General features: G+C 63.8%; 16 protein-coding genes. 5 read left to right on the top strand and 11 right to left on the bottom strand.

Translation table 11 applies throughout. The features are described from left to right. Window positions 1-10: 10 nt before the first annotated feature. Window positions 11-706, bottom strand: a complete 696-nt coding sequence (locus V1278_RS17380) for a DUF899 family protein (RefSeq protein WP_334381673.1) — start codon at window positions 704-706, stop codon at window positions 11-13. Window positions 707-992: 286 nt separating this feature from the next. Between V1278_RS17380 and V1278_RS17375 the strand changes: the two genes are divergently transcribed. Both V1278_RS17375 and V1278_RS17370 read left to right on the top strand, forming a co-directional pair. Beyond that, window positions 993-1,514 carry a FecR domain-containing protein gene (locus V1278_RS17375; RefSeq protein ID WP_334381672.1) on the top strand — a complete coding sequence of 174 codons (522 nt, stop codon included), beginning with the start codon at window positions 993-995 and terminating at the stop codon, window positions 1,512-1,514. Between the two features lie 11 nt (window positions 1,515-1,525). Then, window positions 1,526-3,421 (top strand): CHASE2 domain-containing protein, encoded by a 1,896-nt coding sequence (locus tag V1278_RS17370; RefSeq protein ID WP_334381671.1) that lies wholly within the window; start codon window positions 1,526-1,528, stop codon window positions 3,419-3,421. Window positions 3,422-3,435: 14 nt separating this feature from the next. On the opposite strand, the gene V1278_RS17365 is transcribed toward V1278_RS17370, so the two are convergent. The 3 genes from V1278_RS17365 to V1278_RS17355 all read right to left on the bottom strand — a co-directional run bounded on the left by V1278_RS17365 (window position 3,436) and on the right by V1278_RS17355 (window position 6,515). Beyond that, entirely contained in the window at window positions 3,436-4,935 is a 1,500-nt protein-coding gene (locus tag V1278_RS17365; protein WP_334381670.1) for a glycosyltransferase family 39 protein, read from the bottom strand. Window positions 4,936-4,942: 7 nt separating this feature from the next. Beyond that, the gene (locus V1278_RS17360) at window positions 4,943-6,073 is read right to left on the bottom strand and encodes a glycosyltransferase family 2 protein (RefSeq protein WP_334363534.1); all 1,131 of its coding nucleotides are present in this window, start codon (window positions 6,071-6,073) and stop codon (window positions 4,943-4,945) included. A gap of 244 nt (window positions 6,074-6,317) precedes the next feature. After that, window positions 6,318-6,515, bottom strand: a complete 198-nt coding sequence (locus tag V1278_RS17355) for a hypothetical protein (RefSeq protein WP_334363535.1) — start codon at window positions 6,513-6,515, stop codon at window positions 6,318-6,320. Window positions 6,516-6,731: 216 nt separating this feature from the next. On the opposite strand from V1278_RS17355, the gene V1278_RS17350 reads away from it, so the two are divergent. After that, window positions 6,732-7,340 carry a phasin family protein gene (locus V1278_RS17350; protein ID WP_334381669.1) on the top strand — a complete coding sequence of 203 codons (609 nt, stop codon included), beginning with the start codon at window positions 6,732-6,734 and terminating at the stop codon, window positions 7,338-7,340. Window positions 7,341-7,544: 204 nt separating this feature from the next. Continuing rightward, a complete protein-coding gene (locus V1278_RS17345) occupies window positions 7,545-8,369 on the top strand; it encodes a DUF72 domain-containing protein (RefSeq protein WP_334381668.1) in 825 nt (274 codons plus the stop codon). A gap of 8 nt (window positions 8,370-8,377) precedes the next feature. Here the strand turns inward: V1278_RS17345 and V1278_RS17340 are convergent, their stop codons facing one another. After that, window positions 8,378-9,343, bottom strand: coding sequence for a Bug family tripartite tricarboxylate transporter substrate binding protein (locus V1278_RS17340; RefSeq protein ID WP_334381667.1), 966 nt, complete (start codon window positions 9,341-9,343; stop codon window positions 8,378-8,380). A 144-nt stretch (window positions 9,344-9,487) separates the two neighbouring features. Between V1278_RS17340 and V1278_RS17335 the strand changes: the two genes are divergently transcribed. Then, window positions 9,488-9,952, top strand: a complete 465-nt coding sequence (locus tag V1278_RS17335; RefSeq protein WP_057843701.1) for a DUF488 domain-containing protein — start codon at window positions 9,488-9,490, stop codon at window positions 9,950-9,952. 111 nt (window positions 9,953-10,063) lie between these two features. Here V1278_RS17335 and V1278_RS17330 read toward each other — a convergent pair whose 3' ends face one another. From V1278_RS17330 to V1278_RS17305, 6 genes are read right to left on the bottom strand one after another with little or no spacing between them, the layout of a single operon-like run. Beyond that, window positions 10,064-10,978 carry a PhzF family phenazine biosynthesis protein gene (locus V1278_RS17330; RefSeq protein WP_334381665.1) on the bottom strand — a complete coding sequence of 305 codons (915 nt, stop codon included), beginning with the start codon at window positions 10,976-10,978 and terminating at the stop codon, window positions 10,064-10,066. An 11-nt stretch (window positions 10,979-10,989) separates the two neighbouring features. Further along, window positions 10,990-12,327 carry an adenylate/guanylate cyclase domain-containing protein gene (locus tag V1278_RS17325; protein WP_334381664.1) on the bottom strand — a complete coding sequence of 446 codons (1,338 nt, stop codon included), beginning with the start codon at window positions 12,325-12,327 and terminating at the stop codon, window positions 10,990-10,992. Between the two features lie 6 nt (window positions 12,328-12,333). Continuing rightward, window positions 12,334-13,500, bottom strand: a complete 1,167-nt coding sequence (locus tag V1278_RS17320) for an ABC transporter permease (RefSeq protein WP_334381663.1) — start codon at window positions 13,498-13,500, stop codon at window positions 12,334-12,336. Further along, a complete protein-coding gene (locus tag V1278_RS17315; RefSeq protein ID WP_334381661.1) occupies window positions 13,497-14,441 on the bottom strand; it encodes an ABC transporter ATP-binding protein in 945 nt (314 codons plus the stop codon). The genes V1278_RS17320 and V1278_RS17315 overlap by 4 nt, the downstream gene beginning before the upstream one ends. Next, window positions 14,438-15,223, bottom strand: coding sequence for an HlyD family secretion protein (locus V1278_RS17310; protein ID WP_334381659.1), 786 nt, complete (start codon window positions 15,221-15,223; stop codon window positions 14,438-14,440). The genes V1278_RS17315 and V1278_RS17310 overlap by 4 nt, the downstream gene beginning before the upstream one ends. Then, window positions 15,220-15,927 carry a TetR/AcrR family transcriptional regulator gene (locus V1278_RS17305; protein WP_334363547.1) on the bottom strand — a complete coding sequence of 236 codons (708 nt, stop codon included), beginning with the start codon at window positions 15,925-15,927 and terminating at the stop codon, window positions 15,220-15,222. The genes V1278_RS17310 and V1278_RS17305 overlap by 4 nt, the downstream gene beginning before the upstream one ends. Window positions 15,928-16,370: the final 443 nt, after the last annotated feature.

Below are 16,370 nucleotides of genomic sequence, written 5' to 3'. Positions count from 1 at the left end.
GTCGCGGGCGCTAGTAGCTCAGCCGCGGATACCAGTCCTTGCCACGCCCTTCGGGCGTGGTGTCGAGAATGGTCCACAGCGGATCGAAGTCGGGCGCGCCGCGGGGGTCCTGTCCGGGATCGGCGGTCGACGGTCCCATTTCAGCGGACCAGAAATGGCAGATGCTGCCGTCACGCCGGGTGAACACGGTGTAGCCGGGCGCATCGGCATCCGCCGCACTGACATAGTCGCGCGTGTAATCGCCCGACGCATCGGAATAGATCCTGTGCCGTGTCCAGCCGCGCGCCTTCTTCGCCTCGATCAATCGCGCGATCGGCGAGCGCGCCACGAACACGAAGGCGATGCGCTGTTCGACGTCGGGCAGCTTGCCTTCCCAGGTGCTCATGAACGAGGTGCACATCGGGCACAGTTGTTCGCGCTGCGGGCCGAACATGTAGCTGTAGATCACGAGCGTCTGCTTGTCGCCGAACAGGTCCGACAAGGTGGCCTTGCCGCCCTCGCCTTCGAATTGATAGTTTTTCGTCACCGCGCCGCCCGGCGGCAACGCCCGGCGCAATTCGGCGACCCGTTCGATGTGACGGCGCAGTTCAATCTCATCGGCCAGCAATTGCTCGCGGGCGCGGCGATATTCGGCGCTCTCGTTGGGAAAGCGCACGCTGTTTCCGCGGGCGAGGTCGGCGGCGGGTTTCAGGGCGGAACTGGACATGGCAACACCTCGGTTGTGGTCGAGTGGTTACAAGACGTTTCGCGCCTCTTCGATCCGACACCTGCGCAACGGAAATTTCGCTGTTCCTGCCGCAGTTTCGGTCCATTTTCGAGCCATTTCTGTGCTGTTTTACCGGATCTTTTTGCCGAACCGCCGGATCGGAAGACTTCGCCGAACCTTACCCGCCGAAGGCCGACATACTATTGGCTTTGCATTGGATCGCGGCTCGATACGGTGCCGTATCATCCTACTCCTCTGTTTCGCCGCACCCCAAAAGGGAGCCGCCATGACAATGCTGGCACGCGCCGGATCGATCGCCTTCGCAGGCATGCTGCTGTTCGCCGGAGCGGCGGCGGCGCAGCCGGCAAAATCAGGCTGCACGTCCGCGTCGACGGCCCAGGGAACGCAAACACTGCATTGCCAGAACGCGATCACGATCGTGGCCGAAAGCGGCGCGAAGTTCGAACTCAGGGATCGCAACCGTGATGGCCAGGTCGATTCCGTCGAACTCAGTAACAAGGCCCTGCTGCTCGAAGTGCCGAAGAAGCCGGGCCGCGTCAGGCTCGAGGTGATGACGCCACAGGCGATTGCCGCGGTGCGCGGTACCAAATGGACGGTGGACGCCGAAGGTGCAAAGACATCGGTCTTCGTCGTCAACGGCCGCGTGCGCGTGGCGCGCCCCGCGGGCCGCGGCAGCGTCGTACTCGGCGCCGGTGATGGCGTCGATGTCGAGCCGTCGGGCGAGTTGATCATAAAGCGCTGGCCGCCTGCGCGCGTTGCGGCCCTGATGGCAAGATTGGGACAATAGAAGCCGAGCGGATGAATCGTCGACGCCTTCATATTCTGGTTGTATTGCTTTGCACGGGATTATGGGCAGGCGCGATATGGCTCGGCCATTCGGCCGGCCATTTGCGGTTTCTCGACCGGCTCGAGTCGGCATTGACCGACGTGCGCACGCTGGTGCGCGGCGTGAAGGCGCCGGCGGACCTCGTCACGATCGTTGCGATCGACGACACCCTCGTCAAACTCGTCGGCACCTATCCCCTGCCGCGCGCAGAGATAGCCAAAATCGTCGAGGCGATCGCGCGGCTGGAGCCCAAAGTCATCGCGATCGACCTCCTGCTGATCGACAAGGGACCGGCCGACGGCGATGCGGCGCTTGCGAAATCGCTCGCGGCGGGTCCGACGGTGCTTGCAGCGGCTGCGGTATTTTCGAACACCGTTCAGCCTTCCGCGGAGAACGATGGCCCACTGGCCGGCCTGCCGAAGGCCAGCCGCTTCCTGCTGCCGCTGCCGGCATTCGCCGACCGCGCGGAAGCCGGTATCGCCAATGTTGCGACAGGCCAGACCGGCACGCCGCTCTCGGTCCCGATGCTGTTCCGGACACGCGACAAGATCGAGCTGTCGTTTCCGCTCCGTGTCGCATCGATCGCGATCGACCAACCGCTGACGATCGAGCCCGACCGCCTCAGGTTCGGCGATCGGCTGATCCCAACCGCCTCCCACTATGCGCTGCCGATTTCCTATTACGGGCCACGCCAGACCATTCGCACGATCAGTGCCGCCAATCTGGTCGACGGCCAGATCGACAAGGAAGCGATTCAGGGCCGCATCGTCGTGCTCGGCGCGACAGCAACCGGCGCCGGCGACTTCTTTCCGACGCCGTTCGATTCACTGATGCCTGGGGTGGAAATCATTTCCACTGCGATTACGCATCTGGTCGCAGGAGACGGCCTCGTGCGCAACCAAGCGGTTCGCATCGCCGGCGCGATCACGGCGATCCTGCTGCCGATGTTGCTGGTCGGTTTGCTGGTGTGGCGGCGAAACCCGATCGGTCTCGTGGCGGTCAGCGCGGTCGTGCTGGCATGGGCGACCGCTAACACGATTGCTTTCGCGCACGGCATCTGGCTCGACGCCGCGACGACCATTGCGGCAGCAGCGCCGCCGCTCATGCTGTTCGGCGCGGTCCAGCTATGGTCGGGCCGGCGCAGCGCCCAGCATCTCGCCGTGCAAAACAGGCTGCTCGAACAATTCCAGACGCCGGGCCTGCAGGAATGGCTAACACGCGATCCTGACTTCCTGCTGGCGCCGGTCCGGCAGAATGCCGCAGTCGTGTTCGTCGATCTCTCTGGATTTACCTCGCTCAGCGAAACGCTCGATCCGGATGCCACGCGGGGGCTATTGAAGGAATTTCACGCGCTGGTCGACAAGGAAGTGACGCGATGCGGCGGCATGATCACGAGTTTTCTCGGCGACGGCGCCATGATCCTGTTCGGCCTGCCGAAGCCGGCTGAGGATGACGCTACGCGCGCGGCACAATGTTCGATTGCGCTCTGCGTCAAGACCGAACGCTGGATCGAAGCGTTGCCGCCGCCGATCGCCGTGCGGATCGGCTTCAAGATCGGCGCGCATTTCGGGCCAATCGTTGCCTCCCGGCTTGGCGGCCGCAACCATCAGCACATCACCGCGACCGGTGACACCGTCAACGTCGCAAGCCGGTTGATGGAAGTGGCGGCCCGCCACGATGTCCGGCTGGCGCTCAGCGACACGTTGCGCATCGCAGCCAAACGCACCGGCGCGCGGCTGAAAACCGGAAGCCTTGCCGGTCCCGTCGAAGCGCAGATTCGCGGCCGATCAGGCTCGCTCGCGGTCTGGCTGTGGCGGAGCGAACGCCCCACGCTGGACCAACGCACGCATCGCGACGCCGCCGAGTGACTGGCCCACGCGTCCTATCGCAGTTCCGGCGGCGGCGTGCGGTCAAACACGTCGCCCTTCGGGCCATGCATGAGATGAAGCGCATAGGTCTCGATCACGAGCGGGCCGCGCTTACGTTCGACTTCACCGATCTTCTCGACGCGGACGAACTTGTCCTTCAACGGAGCATCGTCTCGGAGGACCTCGCGGACGTAGAGCAACGGACCTGCGAGCTGCGCCGCATCTGGCACGGGCATGTTGACCCAGCGGAAGCGCTGGCTGTGCTGCGTCACGCAGGTGCCCTTCGGCAGGTAGAAAGCGAGCCAGCCGGTGGTGCCATAGTCAGAGGCCAGCACGCATGTCGCTCCCGTTCGCACCCGCGCCGCCTCAATCGCATCGGCCGTCTCGCGCCAGCCGACGCCGACGCTGCGCACGGTGGCATCGCGGCGATAGCCTGACAGCATGCCGCTGTCGGCCTGCACGACCAGCAGCACGAACATCAGGACGCCACTTGGCACCGCCCAGCGCCGGCAGAAATCGACCAGGCGCTGCCAGCGCGACTCCCACTCGACCAGATGGGCGGCGACGGCGGCGGCGATGGCAAACGCCGGGTAAACCGGCGCAAACCAGTTCGCCTCGACGCGCGCATGCAGCGAATGCCAGACGAAATAGGCGACGATGATCCAGAACATCACGTTGACCAGCGTGCGCACCGGCAGCGCGCCGGCCCGGCGGCGGAGAAGCGCGTACAGACCCATTGCGCCGAGGATCCAGACCAGCGGCGTCGCAAACGCGATCTGGGTCGGAATCAGTTCAGCGATATAGACCGGGCGGAAATCCTCGATCCGCGCCCGCCCCATCTGCTTGATGAAGGACACCCAGTGGTGCTCGGCGTTCCACAGAATGACCGGCGCGAAGAGCGCTAGCGCAACGAGCCCACCGAGATAAAGCCAGGGCGAGACCAGCCAGTGCCGCAGTTTGGGAACCGCGATCAGCCAGATCAGGATGGCGGGTCCGAAGAACAGCGCAGTGTATTTCGACAAGAGCGCGCAACCGGCCGCTGCGCCGACCGCCAGCCACCACACGCCGCGGCCGGTCTGCAGCACCTTGGCGAGCGCAAACAGCAGGAGACTGGACGCCACCAGGAGCGGCGCGTCCGGTGTCACGATCATGGTGCCGACGGCGGCCATCAGCGTGATGTTCAAAAGGATTGCCGACGAGGCCGCTACGCGCCGGCTGCCAAACAGGATGGCGGCGGCCTGGTAGATCGCCCAGCTCATCGGCAGCGCCAGCAGGATCGAGACCAGCCGCACGCCGAACTCGGTATCGCCTGCGATCAAGGTGCCGAGCCGGATCACCACGGCGACCATCGGCGGATGATCGTAATAGCCGCCGGCAAGATGCTTCGACCACATCCAGTAATAGGCTTCGTCGAAGGTGATCGGCGTGAACGCGGCAGCGATCAGGCGTAGCGCGATCAGCGCCAGGATCGCCAGACCCGTGTTGAGGGCAACCCGCGCCTCGTTCGAGGTCATCTTCCGATTATCGCCTGCGCCAGACGAACAGACCGGACATGGCATAATTCCAGACCACGCCCATCAGCGCGCCGGCAAGCCCCGCGAGCCACCAGATCGGCTCCTGCTCGAAGATCGAGAACGCCACCCCGACGTTGGCAAGCAGGCCGACGCCGCACACCAGATAGAACAGCAGCAGGCCGCGCAGGATCGCAAATCCCTTCAGCCGCTGGTCGCGATAGGTGAGGAAATTGTTCAGAATGAAATTGCTGGTCATCGCGACCAGCGCACCAATGGCCTGCGCCTCAGCAAACCGGGCATTGAAGATTTCGTGCGCGATGAACAGCGCCACGAGATGTACGACAAGGCCGGTGCCCCCGACCATCGCGAACAACAGGAAACGCAGTGACACCACGTCATGCGTCAGCTTGGCCAGCACCAGCCCGAGGAAATCCAGCGCCACCATGGAGTCGAGTTTGCTCTCGCCATGCTGGCGCGAGCCGAAGGTATAGGGAATTTCGACGGCGCGCAGCTTGCCCTGCGCCGAGGCGACGATATCGAGCAGGATCTTGAAGCCCTGGGTCGAGAGCTGCGGCGCCAGTTGCTCGAAACGATCGCGGCGAATCATGAAGAAGCCGCTCATGGGATCGGCGATCTCGACCTTCAGCGTGCGCTTGGCGACCTCGGTCGCAAGCTGACTGGCGCCTGCCCGCTGCTTGTTGAAACTGTCGGCGCTGCCGCCCTCGATGTAGCGGCTGCCGACCACCAGTTCCGCCTCGCCGCTCCGCAGCAGCGCGACCATCTTCGGCAGTTGTGCTTCGTCGTGCTGCAGGTCGGCGTCGATCACCGCAGCGTAGGGCGCGCTCGATGCCAGGATACCCTCGATGCAGGCACCCGACAGTCCGCGTCGCCCGATCCGGCGGATGCAGCGGACGCGGGAATCCTTCCGCGCCAGCCCCCGCACCACTTCCCAGGTTCCGTCGGGGGAATTGTCGTCGACAAAGACGACTTCCCAGGCGATGCCCGCCAGCGTCGCCTCCAGCCGCCGGTACAGCACCGTCACGTTGTCGCGTTCGTTGAATGTAGGGACGACGACCGAAAGCTCAGGCAAACCGGCCTGCGACGGGGTTTCGGGGCCCGGTTTGATGGCGTCATTCATGGCCGCCAGCGTATATCCGCAGCCGCCTCACATGCCAAGGGTTCCGGAACAGCCACTCAATCGGGGAAAACGGCCTTAAAGAGGAGCCTTAAATGCCAACGACCACGAACAGAGGGCGCGCGTACACCCGGCGCAGCCAAACTATTCATGGTCGTTCCAGCGTCGGAGCCTTGAAGCTTCAACGTCGCCGTTGAATATAACATGGGAACACCGCCCGCGTTCCGCAAGGGGGGATCCGTCTCTCCTAATTCGGCACTTCCCGAATCACCGGGCCGCGCGGCGCTGGCGCAACAGGCGCCGGCTGCACCGGCGCCGGTTGCTGGATGCTGGCCGGTTTGGCGGGCTTTCCATACTGGCCGATCGGCCCGTAGGCGACAGCGACCACCATCACGATCGAGGCGACGATGGCTCCCAAAAGACCGGCGAATGACTGCGAATTCATACTCTACGTTCCCCTACGCCTGACCGGGAACTGATATCATGGAAAAAGCGCGTGGAGGAATAGTCCCTGCGTCGACCATTGAGAAAACCGGCCATCGAGTCCACCTTTCAAAATCTGACCACGCGAGTGCCGCGCGACCGACAAGCAAGAACCGCGATTAGATCGCAAACATGGCGGAGTCTCGACCTTTGATTTGACAGGGAATAGGGGAAGCAGATGTCGAATACAGATCAGGGCAAGCCGACCGGGAAATCCGGACGGCGCAACCGGAAGGGAGAGCGGGGCAAAAAGGCCGCTCCCCAAGAGAACCCGACGGTGAGCCCAACGGCGAACCCGGCGCCGGTTGAATTGCAAAGCCCGGATCAGGATCCGCCGCTGCAGCCGGAGCCGGCTCACGCGGAAAGCCCGAAGGTCGATCAGCCGGCCGTCGACGAGCCAGCCGTCGCCGCATCGCCGGAACCGCAGCCGACCGCGGCGCCCTCGCCGGCCGAGGCCGCGCCAGCCGAGGCCGCATCGATCCAGTCCGCGCCCGCCGAGCCCGCTACGGAGCCTGCGCCGGTCAGCCTGCAGACCATCGCGAACGCCTATCGCGACTACACAAGGAAATCGCTCGAGGATTTCGGGTCCTTTGTCGAACAGCTCAGCGGCGTTCGCTCGCTCGACAAGGCGATGACGGTTCAAAGCGAATTTGTGAAGCGGGCTTATGAGACGTCAGTGGCCGAGTCGCAGAGGATCTGCGAACTCCACACCAAGCTCGCCAAGCAATCGCTGCAGCCGTTTCAGGGCCTGGTCGGCAAGGCGCCGGAGAGACATAACAAGCCATAACAAGCCCTGGGCGCGTTGAAACTACGGCTCTTGCGTAGAGCGAAAGGGAGAGGCTCCGGTTATCCGGAGCTTCTTTTTTTGAAATGCGCTCCACGAGACCGCGCGTTTGTATTCCGAAGGCCTTGCCGCCGCGGCGACAACTGGTCAATCGGAGCCGATTTGGCTAACATCCGTCAGCCCTCCCCCTGTCCGAAGAGTCTTCCAGTGAGCAAGCCCTCCAAGTCGACCGCAACCAGCAGCGGCAGCATCTATATCGGTATCGGCGGCTGGACCTTCGAGCCGTGGCGCGGCGTGTTCTATCCCGAGAAGCTGGCGCAGGCGAAAGAGCTATCCTACGCCGCCTCGAAGCTGACCTCGATCGAGATCAACGGCACCTATTACGGTTCACAGAAGCCGGAGAGTTTCCGCAAATGGGCGCGTGAGGTGCCCGACGGCTTCGTGTTCTCGTTGAAGGGACCGCGTTTCGCGACCAACCGTCGTGTGCTGGCGGAGGCCGGAGACTCCATAAAGCGCTTCTACGATTCCGGCGTGATGGAGCTTGGCGACCGGCTCGGCCCGGTGCTCTGGCAATTCGCGCCGACCAAAAAATTCGACGGGGCCGATTTCGGCAAATTCCTCGAACTGCTGCCGCGCAAACTCGACGGTCGCGCCCTGCGCCACGTGGTCGAGGTGCGGCATGACAGTTTCTGCGTGCCGGAATTCATCGCATTGCTGCGACAATTCGAGACGCCGGTCGTGTTCGCGGAGCACGGCAAATATCCCGCGATCGCCGACGTCGTCAGCGATTTCGTCTATGCGCGCCTGCAGAAGGGCAATGACGAACTGAAGACCTGCTATCCGCCAAAACAGCTCGACGCCTGGGCGAAGCGCTTTCAGGCCTGGGCCGCCGGTGGCGAGCCCGACGACCTACCGCGCGTCGAAAAGGCCAAGCCGAACAAGATGCCGCGCGACGTGTTCGCGTATGTGATCCACGAAGGCAAGGTGCGTGCGCCTGCGGGTGCGATGGAGTTGATCGAGCGCGTCAAATAATCAAACGCTCAGTCGAGCTTGATGCCGGCCTCGCGGATCAGTTTCGTCCAGGTTTCGTATTCGGACGCGACGAACGCATCGAGCTTGTCGTCAGGCAAATCCCACGGCTCGCCGCCGCTCTTCTCGAAGCGCTCCTCGAGTTCGGGCAGCGCGGCACGGATTTCCCGGCGCAGTTTGGCGATGATGTCCGGCGGCGTCTTTGCCGGCGCGAAAATGCCGAGCCAGGAATCGACGTCGAGGCCGGGCACGCCAGCCTCAGACATGGTCGGCACATCAGGCGCAAGCGGGCTGCGCTTCGACGACAGCACCGCAATGCCCCGCGCCTGCCCGGACTGCACGTAAGGCAGCCCGGCGGCCATCGAATCGAAGAACAGGTCGATGCGGCCCGCGAGCAGGTCGGTAAAGGCTGGCGGAGACCCCTTGTAGGGCACCTCCAGGAATTTGACGCCCGCAGCCTTCATGAAGGCAGCCGCTACCAGTTGCTGACCGGTGCCGACGCCTGCCGTCGCGACCGAGATCGAGCCGGGATTGGCCTTTGCGGCGGCGACGATGTCCGCGAGCTTGCTATGCGGTAAATCCTTGCGGCCGACCATGACGTAGCCGAACTTGTAAACCAGCGCGACCGGCACGAAATCCTTGCGCGGATCATAGCCGAGCTTGGAATAGAGCGCCGAATTGAATGCCATGTTGGAGAGCCCGCCGACCACCAGCGTGTAGCCGTCCGGCTCGCTCTGGCTTGCGGCCTGCGTGCCGACGACGGTGCCGGCACCGGGCTTGTTCTCGACCACGAAGGCCTGCCCCATCCGCTTCGACAGCGCATCCGCCAGATGCCGCCCGACCAGATCGTAACTGCCGCCGGGCCCGATCGGGACGATGATCTTCACCGGGCGATCGGGATAGCTTGTCTGGGCGTGCGCCGTGCCGCTAACGAGAAGCGCGAGCAGCCCTGCCAGCGTCCGGCAAAATCGGTTCATCGTGTCCCCCCGTGCATGCGGCCTTCGACAGGCTCTTTGCAGGGACTATGCGACATGCCGCGCCCGGCGGCAACGCGTCATATGGAAATCATCCGCGCACGACCGTAGCTTTCCCGATGACAGATCAACGCACCGGACATCGACATGGCCCGCAAGACCAAACGCCTCTTCACCATCGGCTATGAGCAAACGCCGGCGAAGGCTGTGCTCGACGAGCTGGAAGCGTCGGGCGTCAAGCTCCTGGTGGACGTGCGCGCCGTTGCTTCCTCGCGGCGGCCGGGCTTCTCCAAAACTCAGCTCGCGGCCGGCCTCGACGAGCGCGGCATCTCCTATCTGCACCTGAAGGGGCTGGGAACGCCGAAGGAGGGCCGCGAGGCGGCGCGCAGCGGCAAGTTCGATCTCCTTCACAGGATCTATTCCAAGCACCTGAAGACCGCTCAGGCCAAGGAGGAGCTCGACGAGCTTTCGGCGCTGGTGAAGCAATCGGGACCCGTCTGCATTCTCTGCTATGAGCGCGACCATTCTCATTGTCACCGCCAGTGGATTGCCGAGATCATCGAGGATCGCGACGGCGTGAAGGTGGAAAATCTGGTCGCGCCGCAGGTGTAGTCGAACCGTCATTGCGAGCGAAGCGAAGCAATCCACTTCTCCGCACGGGGATAGATGGATTGCTTCGTCGCTTGCGCTCCTCGCAATGACGGCGTAACCCGCAATCGCACCTTACCCTAGTCCATCCAGCCGGAACGTTCCCTCCATCATCTTCACGCTGCTGCCGCCGACGTGAATGGACGAAATCACGCCATTCTCTTTGCGGACGCGCGTCAGCAACAGGCTCGGCCGGCCCATGTCGATGCCCTGCCCGATCCGCAATTTCAGTTCGCCGTCCTTGGTGGGGTCGAGATCGGCAAGCAGCGCCGCACAGGCGGCCGTCGCGCTGCCGGTGGCCGGGTCTTCGGACAATCCACTGGCGCCCGGATGAAACATCCGCGCCTGCAAATCGCATGGCTTTTCGTCGGCCGGCACATCGCGTGTATAGAAATAGACGGCGTCGCTGTCGTCGCACGGGAAGGTTTTGGCGAACGCCGCGGCGTCCGGCCTGGCACGTCGCAGCGCTTCGCGGGAGGAAACTTCCACCGCGAGGAAGGCCAGGCCGACCGAGATGACCTGCGGCGGGTGACGGTCGGTCTTGACGTCGCTAGCCGACAGCGAGAGGCAAGCCGCCGCTTGTTCGACACTGACATGCGACATCCGTTTCAACGGTTGCGGCGCCGTGAATTCGGTGCTGACGACCTTGCCATGATCCGTCAGAATCTCGACCGGCACGAGGCCAGCCGCTTCCTCGAACAATAGCCGCGCCGGCGGCTTTTCCGCCAACGTCGCCAGCACGAAGGCGGTGCCGACATTGGGATGGCCCGCAAAGGGTATTTCGCGGTTCACGGTGAAGATGCGAACCTGCGCATCGTGAGTGGGCTCGCGCGGCGGCAGCACGAAGGTCGTCTCCGAATAGTTGAACTCGGTGGCGATCGCCTGCATCTGTTCGGTCGACAGCCCGTCGGCATCGAGCACGACGGCCAGCGGATTGCCGCCGAAGGCGCGGTCGGTGAAAACGTCCACAGTGATATAACGCCGCTGCATTCTTTTTCTCCCTATGCCAACCGCCACACGGCCATCGGCCGCTCATAGCCCCTGACTTCCACCTCGCCGAGCGAGACCGCATCGCGGCACGCTTCGCCGAGCGCATCGCGAACCGCTTCGGAGATCAGGAATTGCGAGTTGAAGTCCTTGTTGAGCGCTTCGAGCCGCGAGGCGAAGTTCACGGTGTCGCCGATCACGGTGTATTCCTTGCGCCGGGGCGAGCCGATGTTGCCGGCGACCACCTCACCGAGATGAATGCCGATGCCCATGCGCAGCGGCCAGCTAGTCACTTCGTTGAGCCGCTCATTGGCTTCCAGCATCTCGCGCGCCGCGGCGACCGCCCGGTGCGCCGGGTCCGGCGCTTGCAACGGCGCTCCGAACAACGCCAGGAATCCGTCACCCAAGAACTTGTTCACGATGCCGCCGTGGCGATCGAGGATGTCGACCAGCACGGCAAAGGCGCCGTCGAGCCGGTCCACCACTTCCTGCGGCGTACGTGTGCGCGCGCCGGCGGTGAAGCTGCGGAAATCGACGAACATGACCGCGACGCGGCGGGTGTCGCTGTCGGTCTTGGTGCCCTCGGCCATCAGACGTTCGACCACCTGTGGCGAGACGTGCTGGCCGAACAAATTGGTGATGCGGTCGCGCGCGGTCGCCGCCTTGATGCTCGCCTCGAACTGCCGCCGCAACTGGTGCCCGACCGCGCCGGCGAGCACGCCGCAGATCAGGATGATCAGGCTGCGCGCAGCGTGATAGTAGATACTGGGCTCGGCCTCTACGCCGGTCGGCGGGTGGTAGAACATCGCCATGCAAAACAATTGAACGGCGGCGACCGCGCCGGTGAAGGTGGAGAGCCAGAAGTCCAGCCGCAGCGTCGAGAGGATGATGAAGATGAAATAGGTCATCGGCACCACGAAGCCCAGCGCCGCGACCGACCCCATGCTGTTGATGTGCAGCGCCAGCGCGACCGTCGGCATCGAGGTCTCGATCAACGCGCCCAGATAGCGCCGGAATATCGGCAGGTCGCGCCCCTGACGCATGTGGCGGGCGATCGCCCCATGCACCCATAACTCGAACAGGATGAACGGCACGATGATCGAATAAAGATAATGCGGCTTGAGATTGCCGTGCCACACGCGGCTCACCGCCTCGGGCGCAACCAGGTAGACGGTCCAGAGAATGAGCGCCAAGAGCGCTGTGGTTGCGATCAGTGCCTTGATGCGCAGCAGCTCGGTCGCCATCACTTCCTGTGTCAGCGCGCGCTGGAAGTCGGCCGACACCGCCGGCTCTTGATCGCTCTTCCCCTTGCCCCAGAACTTCACTGTCTTCTCCGGAATGACGATGCGCATATAATCTCAATCGAGCGTGCGACGGAAGCGTGTCACGGCGATGGTCATCGCCACCAGCATCAGTGCAATGAGTGCAATCGTGTCGTATTGCAGGTTGGAAGGAGCCGCACCCTTCAGCATGATGGCACGGACGATGCGGATGTAATGGGTCAGTGGCAGTCCCTCGCCGAGATACTGCGCCCAGACCGGCATGCCCGCGAACGGAAACATGAAGCCGGACAACAGAATGCTGGGCAGGAAAAACATCATCGACATCTGCATCGCCTGCAACTGGTTCTGCACGATGGTGGAGAAGGTATAGCCGATCGACAAATTGGTGGTGATGAACAGCGTCGTCAGCGCCGCCAGCAGCGCCACGCTGCCGAGAATCGGCACCCCGAACAGCAAGGTCCCGATGCCGACGATCAGGGACGCCTGGATGAAGCCGACGATCACGTAGGGAATGATTTTGCCGAACATCACCTCCACCGGCCTGATCGGCATCGACAACAGGCTCTCCATGGTGCCGCGCTCGATCTCGCGCGTCACCGACAGCGCGGTGAAGATCAGCATGGTCATGGTCAGGATGGTGCCGACAAGGCCCGGCACGATGTTGAGCCGCGATTCCGCGGCCGGGTTGTAACGGGCATGTGCCCTGATCTCGAACGGCATCGCGGGCGGATCGCCGATGTGGAGGTCGTGCGCGAGCGCGGTCTGCACCACTGCGCCGAGCGTGCCCAGCGCGGAGCCGGCCGCGACCGGATCGGTTGCATCAGCCGCGACAAGGAGCGCCGGACGGTCGCCGCGCCGCACCGCCCGTTCGAAGCCACGCGGGATCTCGACCCCGAACAGCACCTTGCCGGACTGCAGCAGATCGTCGAATTCGGCGACGCTGTGTACTTCGCGGGTGAAGCGGAAATATTTGGTATTCTCCAGCGCCTTCAGCACCGATCGCGCCAGATCGCTGTCCTCCTGGATCAGCACCGCCGTCGGCAGATGACGCGGCGTGGTGTTGATGGCATAGCCGAACAGCAACAACTGCATCACCGGGATCATCACGATCATCGCGAACGAGACTCGGTCGCGGCGGAGCTGGATGAATTCCTTGACCAGCATCGCAAAGCTGCGCCGCCAGAAGCCGAAAGCAGGCTCCGGCACGTCGCGATTTTGGCTAGCAGCATCGGTTGCACTCATTGGAAATTGTCCTTTGAGCGGTTCATGAGATCGATGAATACGTCTTCCAGCGACGGCTCGCTGTCCTCCCAGCGCCATCCCCTCTTATCGCGATAAGGCGCGATGGTTGTCTGCAACGCGGACTTGTCGCGCCCCGAGACGTGCAGGCTGGTACCGAACGGCGCCACCATGTCGATGCCGGGCTTGCCGGCAAGCTCGGCCGCAAGCCCGTTGAGGTCGTCGCCGGAAACCGTGTAGGTCGACAACGCCGATTTCGCGATCACGTCGTCCACCGTGCCGTGCGCCAGCAGGTGGCCATAGGCGATATAGGCGATCTCGTGACAGCGCTCGGCCTCGTCCATGTAATGCGTCGAGACCAGCACCGTCAGCCCTTCGGCGGCGAGCGCATGGATCTCGTTCCAGAAATCGCGCCGCGCCTTGGGATCGACGCCGGCCGTCGGCTCGTCCAATAGCAGCAGTTGCGGATTGGGCAACGTGCAGGCGCCGAGCGCCAGGCGTTGCTTCCAGCCGCCGGAAAGTTCTCCGGCAAGCTGCTCCTCGCGGCCGCTCAGGCCGATCCGCCGGATCATGTCACGTGCAGCGCCCCGCGCGTCGCGCATGCCGTAAAGCCGCGCGACGAATTCGAGATTCTCGCGTACCGAGAGATCCTGATACAGGCTGAAGCGCTGCGTCATGTAGCCGACCAGGCGCTTGATCTTGTCGGCGTCGCGGCGGATGTCGTAGCCGAGGCAGGTGCCCTCGCCGGCATCCGGCGTCAATAGCCCGCACAGCATGCGGATGGTGGTGGTCTTGCCGGAGCCGTTCGGCCCGAGAAAGCCGTAGATCGAGCCGCGCCTCACCTGCATCGAGAGGTCATGCACGACCTCGCGGCCGCCGAACGATTTTGATAGGCCCTCGACGTTGATGGCGATGTCGGGGCCTGATGCAGGCACTGTATTCATCGCTTGTCCGCCATCGGCGTCCGGGGATTAAGGAACACGCTGATCGGCTGGCCGACACGCAAGACGTCGGGCCGGCTCGGCCGCGCCTGGATCAGGTAGACCAGCTTGTTGCGCTCATCGAGGCTGTAGATCACCGGCGGGGTGTATTCCGCCGTCGTCGCGATGAAGTAGATTTTTGCGGTGAGATCGGGCGCGCAATTGTCGCAGGTCACCCTCACCTCGTCGCCGATCGCAAGCTTCGGCAGTTCTGTCTCGGGCACGAAGAAGCGAATCTTCATGTTGCCGGGCGGCATGATCGACAGCACGGGCCGCTGTGCCGGCACCATCTCCCCTTCGCGGAAATAGATCTGCTGGACGGTGCCGCCGACCGGCGCGAAGCCGCTCCGCCGCGCGAGGCGAGTCTGCGAAGTATTGACGCGGGCTTCCGCGACGCGCAACGCCGAGGTTGCCGAATCGAGGTTGGCCTGCGTACCGGAGCCGGTCTTGCTCAGCGACGCCGCGCGGTCATAGGTCTGCTGCGCATTGGCGAGCGTCGCCTTGTTCTGATTGAGGTCGGCCTGCTGCAAATCGTCGTCGACGGTGTAGAGCTGCATGCCGGGCTTCACCTCGTCGCCCTCGCGCACATTGAGTTTTGTCACACGGCCGCTTTCGTCGGGGCTGACAAAGATCATGTCGGCCTCGACCCAACCCTGAAAACCCGGGTCCCTGCGCTCGTTGCAGCCCGAGAGCACGGCGGCGAGCGCCAGCGCGGCCAGGATCGTTATCGTTCGCGACGAAGTCATGCCGTCCTCCGCTCGCCAAAAATCAGATCGAGATGCACCCGAAACATTTCGAGGGCATCCAGTGGCGCATGTCTGCTGAAAAGGCTCTGCCAGATCACGGCAATGAGCGCGGGCGCCACCATGATTTGCGGAAACCGCGCCAGGTTCTTGTGTTGAATCTCGCCGCGCGCGATGCCGAGTTCGATCAGCGCGCGCATGCCCGCAAGGCCTCGCGACACCACTTCGCGGTAGTAGAAGTCGGCTACTTCTGGAAATCGCGGGCCTTCGGCAACGATCAGCCGCACGAGGTCGCCGCGCCGCGTGGCGGCCACCTCCTCGATGAAGGTTTTGGCAAAGCCCTCCACCATGTCGCGCACCGATGCCCCGGGCTGCGGGGGCGTCGCCCAGAGGCGGGTGACCAGCGGCACGATCGCGGTCCGGATCAATTCCTCGAACATCGATTCCTTGTCCTTGAAGTGCAGGTAGATCGTGCCCTTGGCGACGCCGGCGCGCTTGGCGATGTCGTCGAGCCGCGTCGCCGCAAAGCCGCGCGCGATGAATTCGTCCATCGCCGCCGCGATGATGGCCCCGCGCCGCTCGGCAGCGCGCTCGGCGCGGTTGGAGGCCGGCTTGGGTTTCGAGGAGGCCGGTGCCCTCGCCGCGGCTCGGCGCTCGGCCGGCTTCGGGGCGGATTTCCTGGCGCTTTTGGTGGCTTCATTTGTCATGCCCTATTTATGACTGACTGGTCAGTCATTGTCAATTTCGAACAGAGCCGAGGCTTTCACATGGACGTGACCCGGGCTGGAGATTCCTCGATCGCGCTGCCTCTTGGAGGATCTTGCGCCTAGCGGAAGGAGCGTCACATCCCATGCATGCGGGATGGGTCCTTGCGAGCGCCACAACGGGTCGTCATGCCCCGCGAATGCGGAGCATCCAGTACGCCGCGGCCTCTCGGTTCAATCATTGGCGTCTCTGGAATACTCGATCGTCCGCCGGACGCCTGTCATCGGGCGCGCATTCGCGCGACCCGTTGGCGGACGATGACAGTGAATATGCGTCAGCGCTCTCGCGACGCATCGCATCTCTTTGCGCTTATTGCACACGAGACCGCGGGTGCAGCAAGCACCCGGCATTCCCCGCTCCCTCGTTCTCGAGGAGGGACGCCAGA

The sequence above is a fragment of the Bradyrhizobium sp. AZCC 1577 genome, from assembly GCF_036924575.1.
Taxonomy (GTDB): domain Bacteria; phylum Pseudomonadota; class Alphaproteobacteria; order Rhizobiales; family Xanthobacteraceae; genus Bradyrhizobium.
This window is presented reverse-complemented; position numbering and strand designations above follow the sequence as displayed.

Bases quoted from the DNA above. Each gene is read 5' to 3' on its own strand.
- V1278_RS17380 (WP_334381673.1), bottom strand. From the start codon at position 706: ATGTCCAGTTCCGCCCTGAAACCCGCCGCCGACCTCGCCCGCGGAAAC.
- V1278_RS17375 (WP_334381672.1), top strand. From the start codon at position 993: ATGACAATGCTGGCACGCGCCGGATCGATCGCCTTCGCAGGCATGCTG.
- V1278_RS17370 (WP_334381671.1), top strand. From the start codon at position 1,526: ATGAATCGTCGACGCCTTCATATTCTGGTTGTATTGCTTTGCACGGGA.
- V1278_RS17365 (WP_334381670.1), bottom strand. From the start codon at position 4,935: ATGACCTCGAACGAGGCGCGGGTTGCCCTCAACACGGGTCTGGCGATC.
- V1278_RS17360 (WP_334363534.1), bottom strand. From the start codon at position 6,073: ATGAATGACGCCATCAAACCGGGCCCCGAAACCCCGTCGCAGGCCGGT.
- V1278_RS17355 (WP_334363535.1), bottom strand. From the start codon at position 6,515: ATGAATTCGCAGTCATTCGCCGGTCTTTTGGGAGCCATCGTCGCCTCG.
- V1278_RS17350 (WP_334381669.1), top strand. From the start codon at position 6,732: ATGTCGAATACAGATCAGGGCAAGCCGACCGGGAAATCCGGACGGCGC.
- V1278_RS17340 (WP_334381667.1), bottom strand. From the start codon at position 9,343: ATGAACCGATTTTGCCGGACGCTGGCAGGGCTGCTCGCGCTTCTCGTT.
- V1278_RS17335 (WP_057843701.1), top strand. From the start codon at position 9,488: ATGGCCCGCAAGACCAAACGCCTCTTCACCATCGGCTATGAGCAAACG.
- V1278_RS17330 (WP_334381665.1), bottom strand. From the start codon at position 10,978: ATGCAGCGGCGTTATATCACTGTGGACGTTTTCACCGACCGCGCCTTC.
- V1278_RS17325 (WP_334381664.1), bottom strand. From the start codon at position 12,327: ATGCGCATCGTCATTCCGGAGAAGACAGTGAAGTTCTGGGGCAAGGGG.
- V1278_RS17320 (WP_334381663.1), bottom strand. From the start codon at position 13,500: ATGAGTGCAACCGATGCTGCTAGCCAAAATCGCGACGTGCCGGAGCCT.
- V1278_RS17315 (WP_334381661.1), bottom strand. From the start codon at position 14,441: ATGAATACAGTGCCTGCATCAGGCCCCGACATCGCCATCAACGTCGAG.
- V1278_RS17310 (WP_334381659.1), bottom strand. From the start codon at position 15,223: ATGACTTCGTCGCGAACGATAACGATCCTGGCCGCGCTGGCGCTCGCC.
- V1278_RS17305 (WP_334363547.1), bottom strand. From the start codon at position 15,927: ATGACAAATGAAGCCACCAAAAGCGCCAGGAAATCCGCCCCGAAGCCG.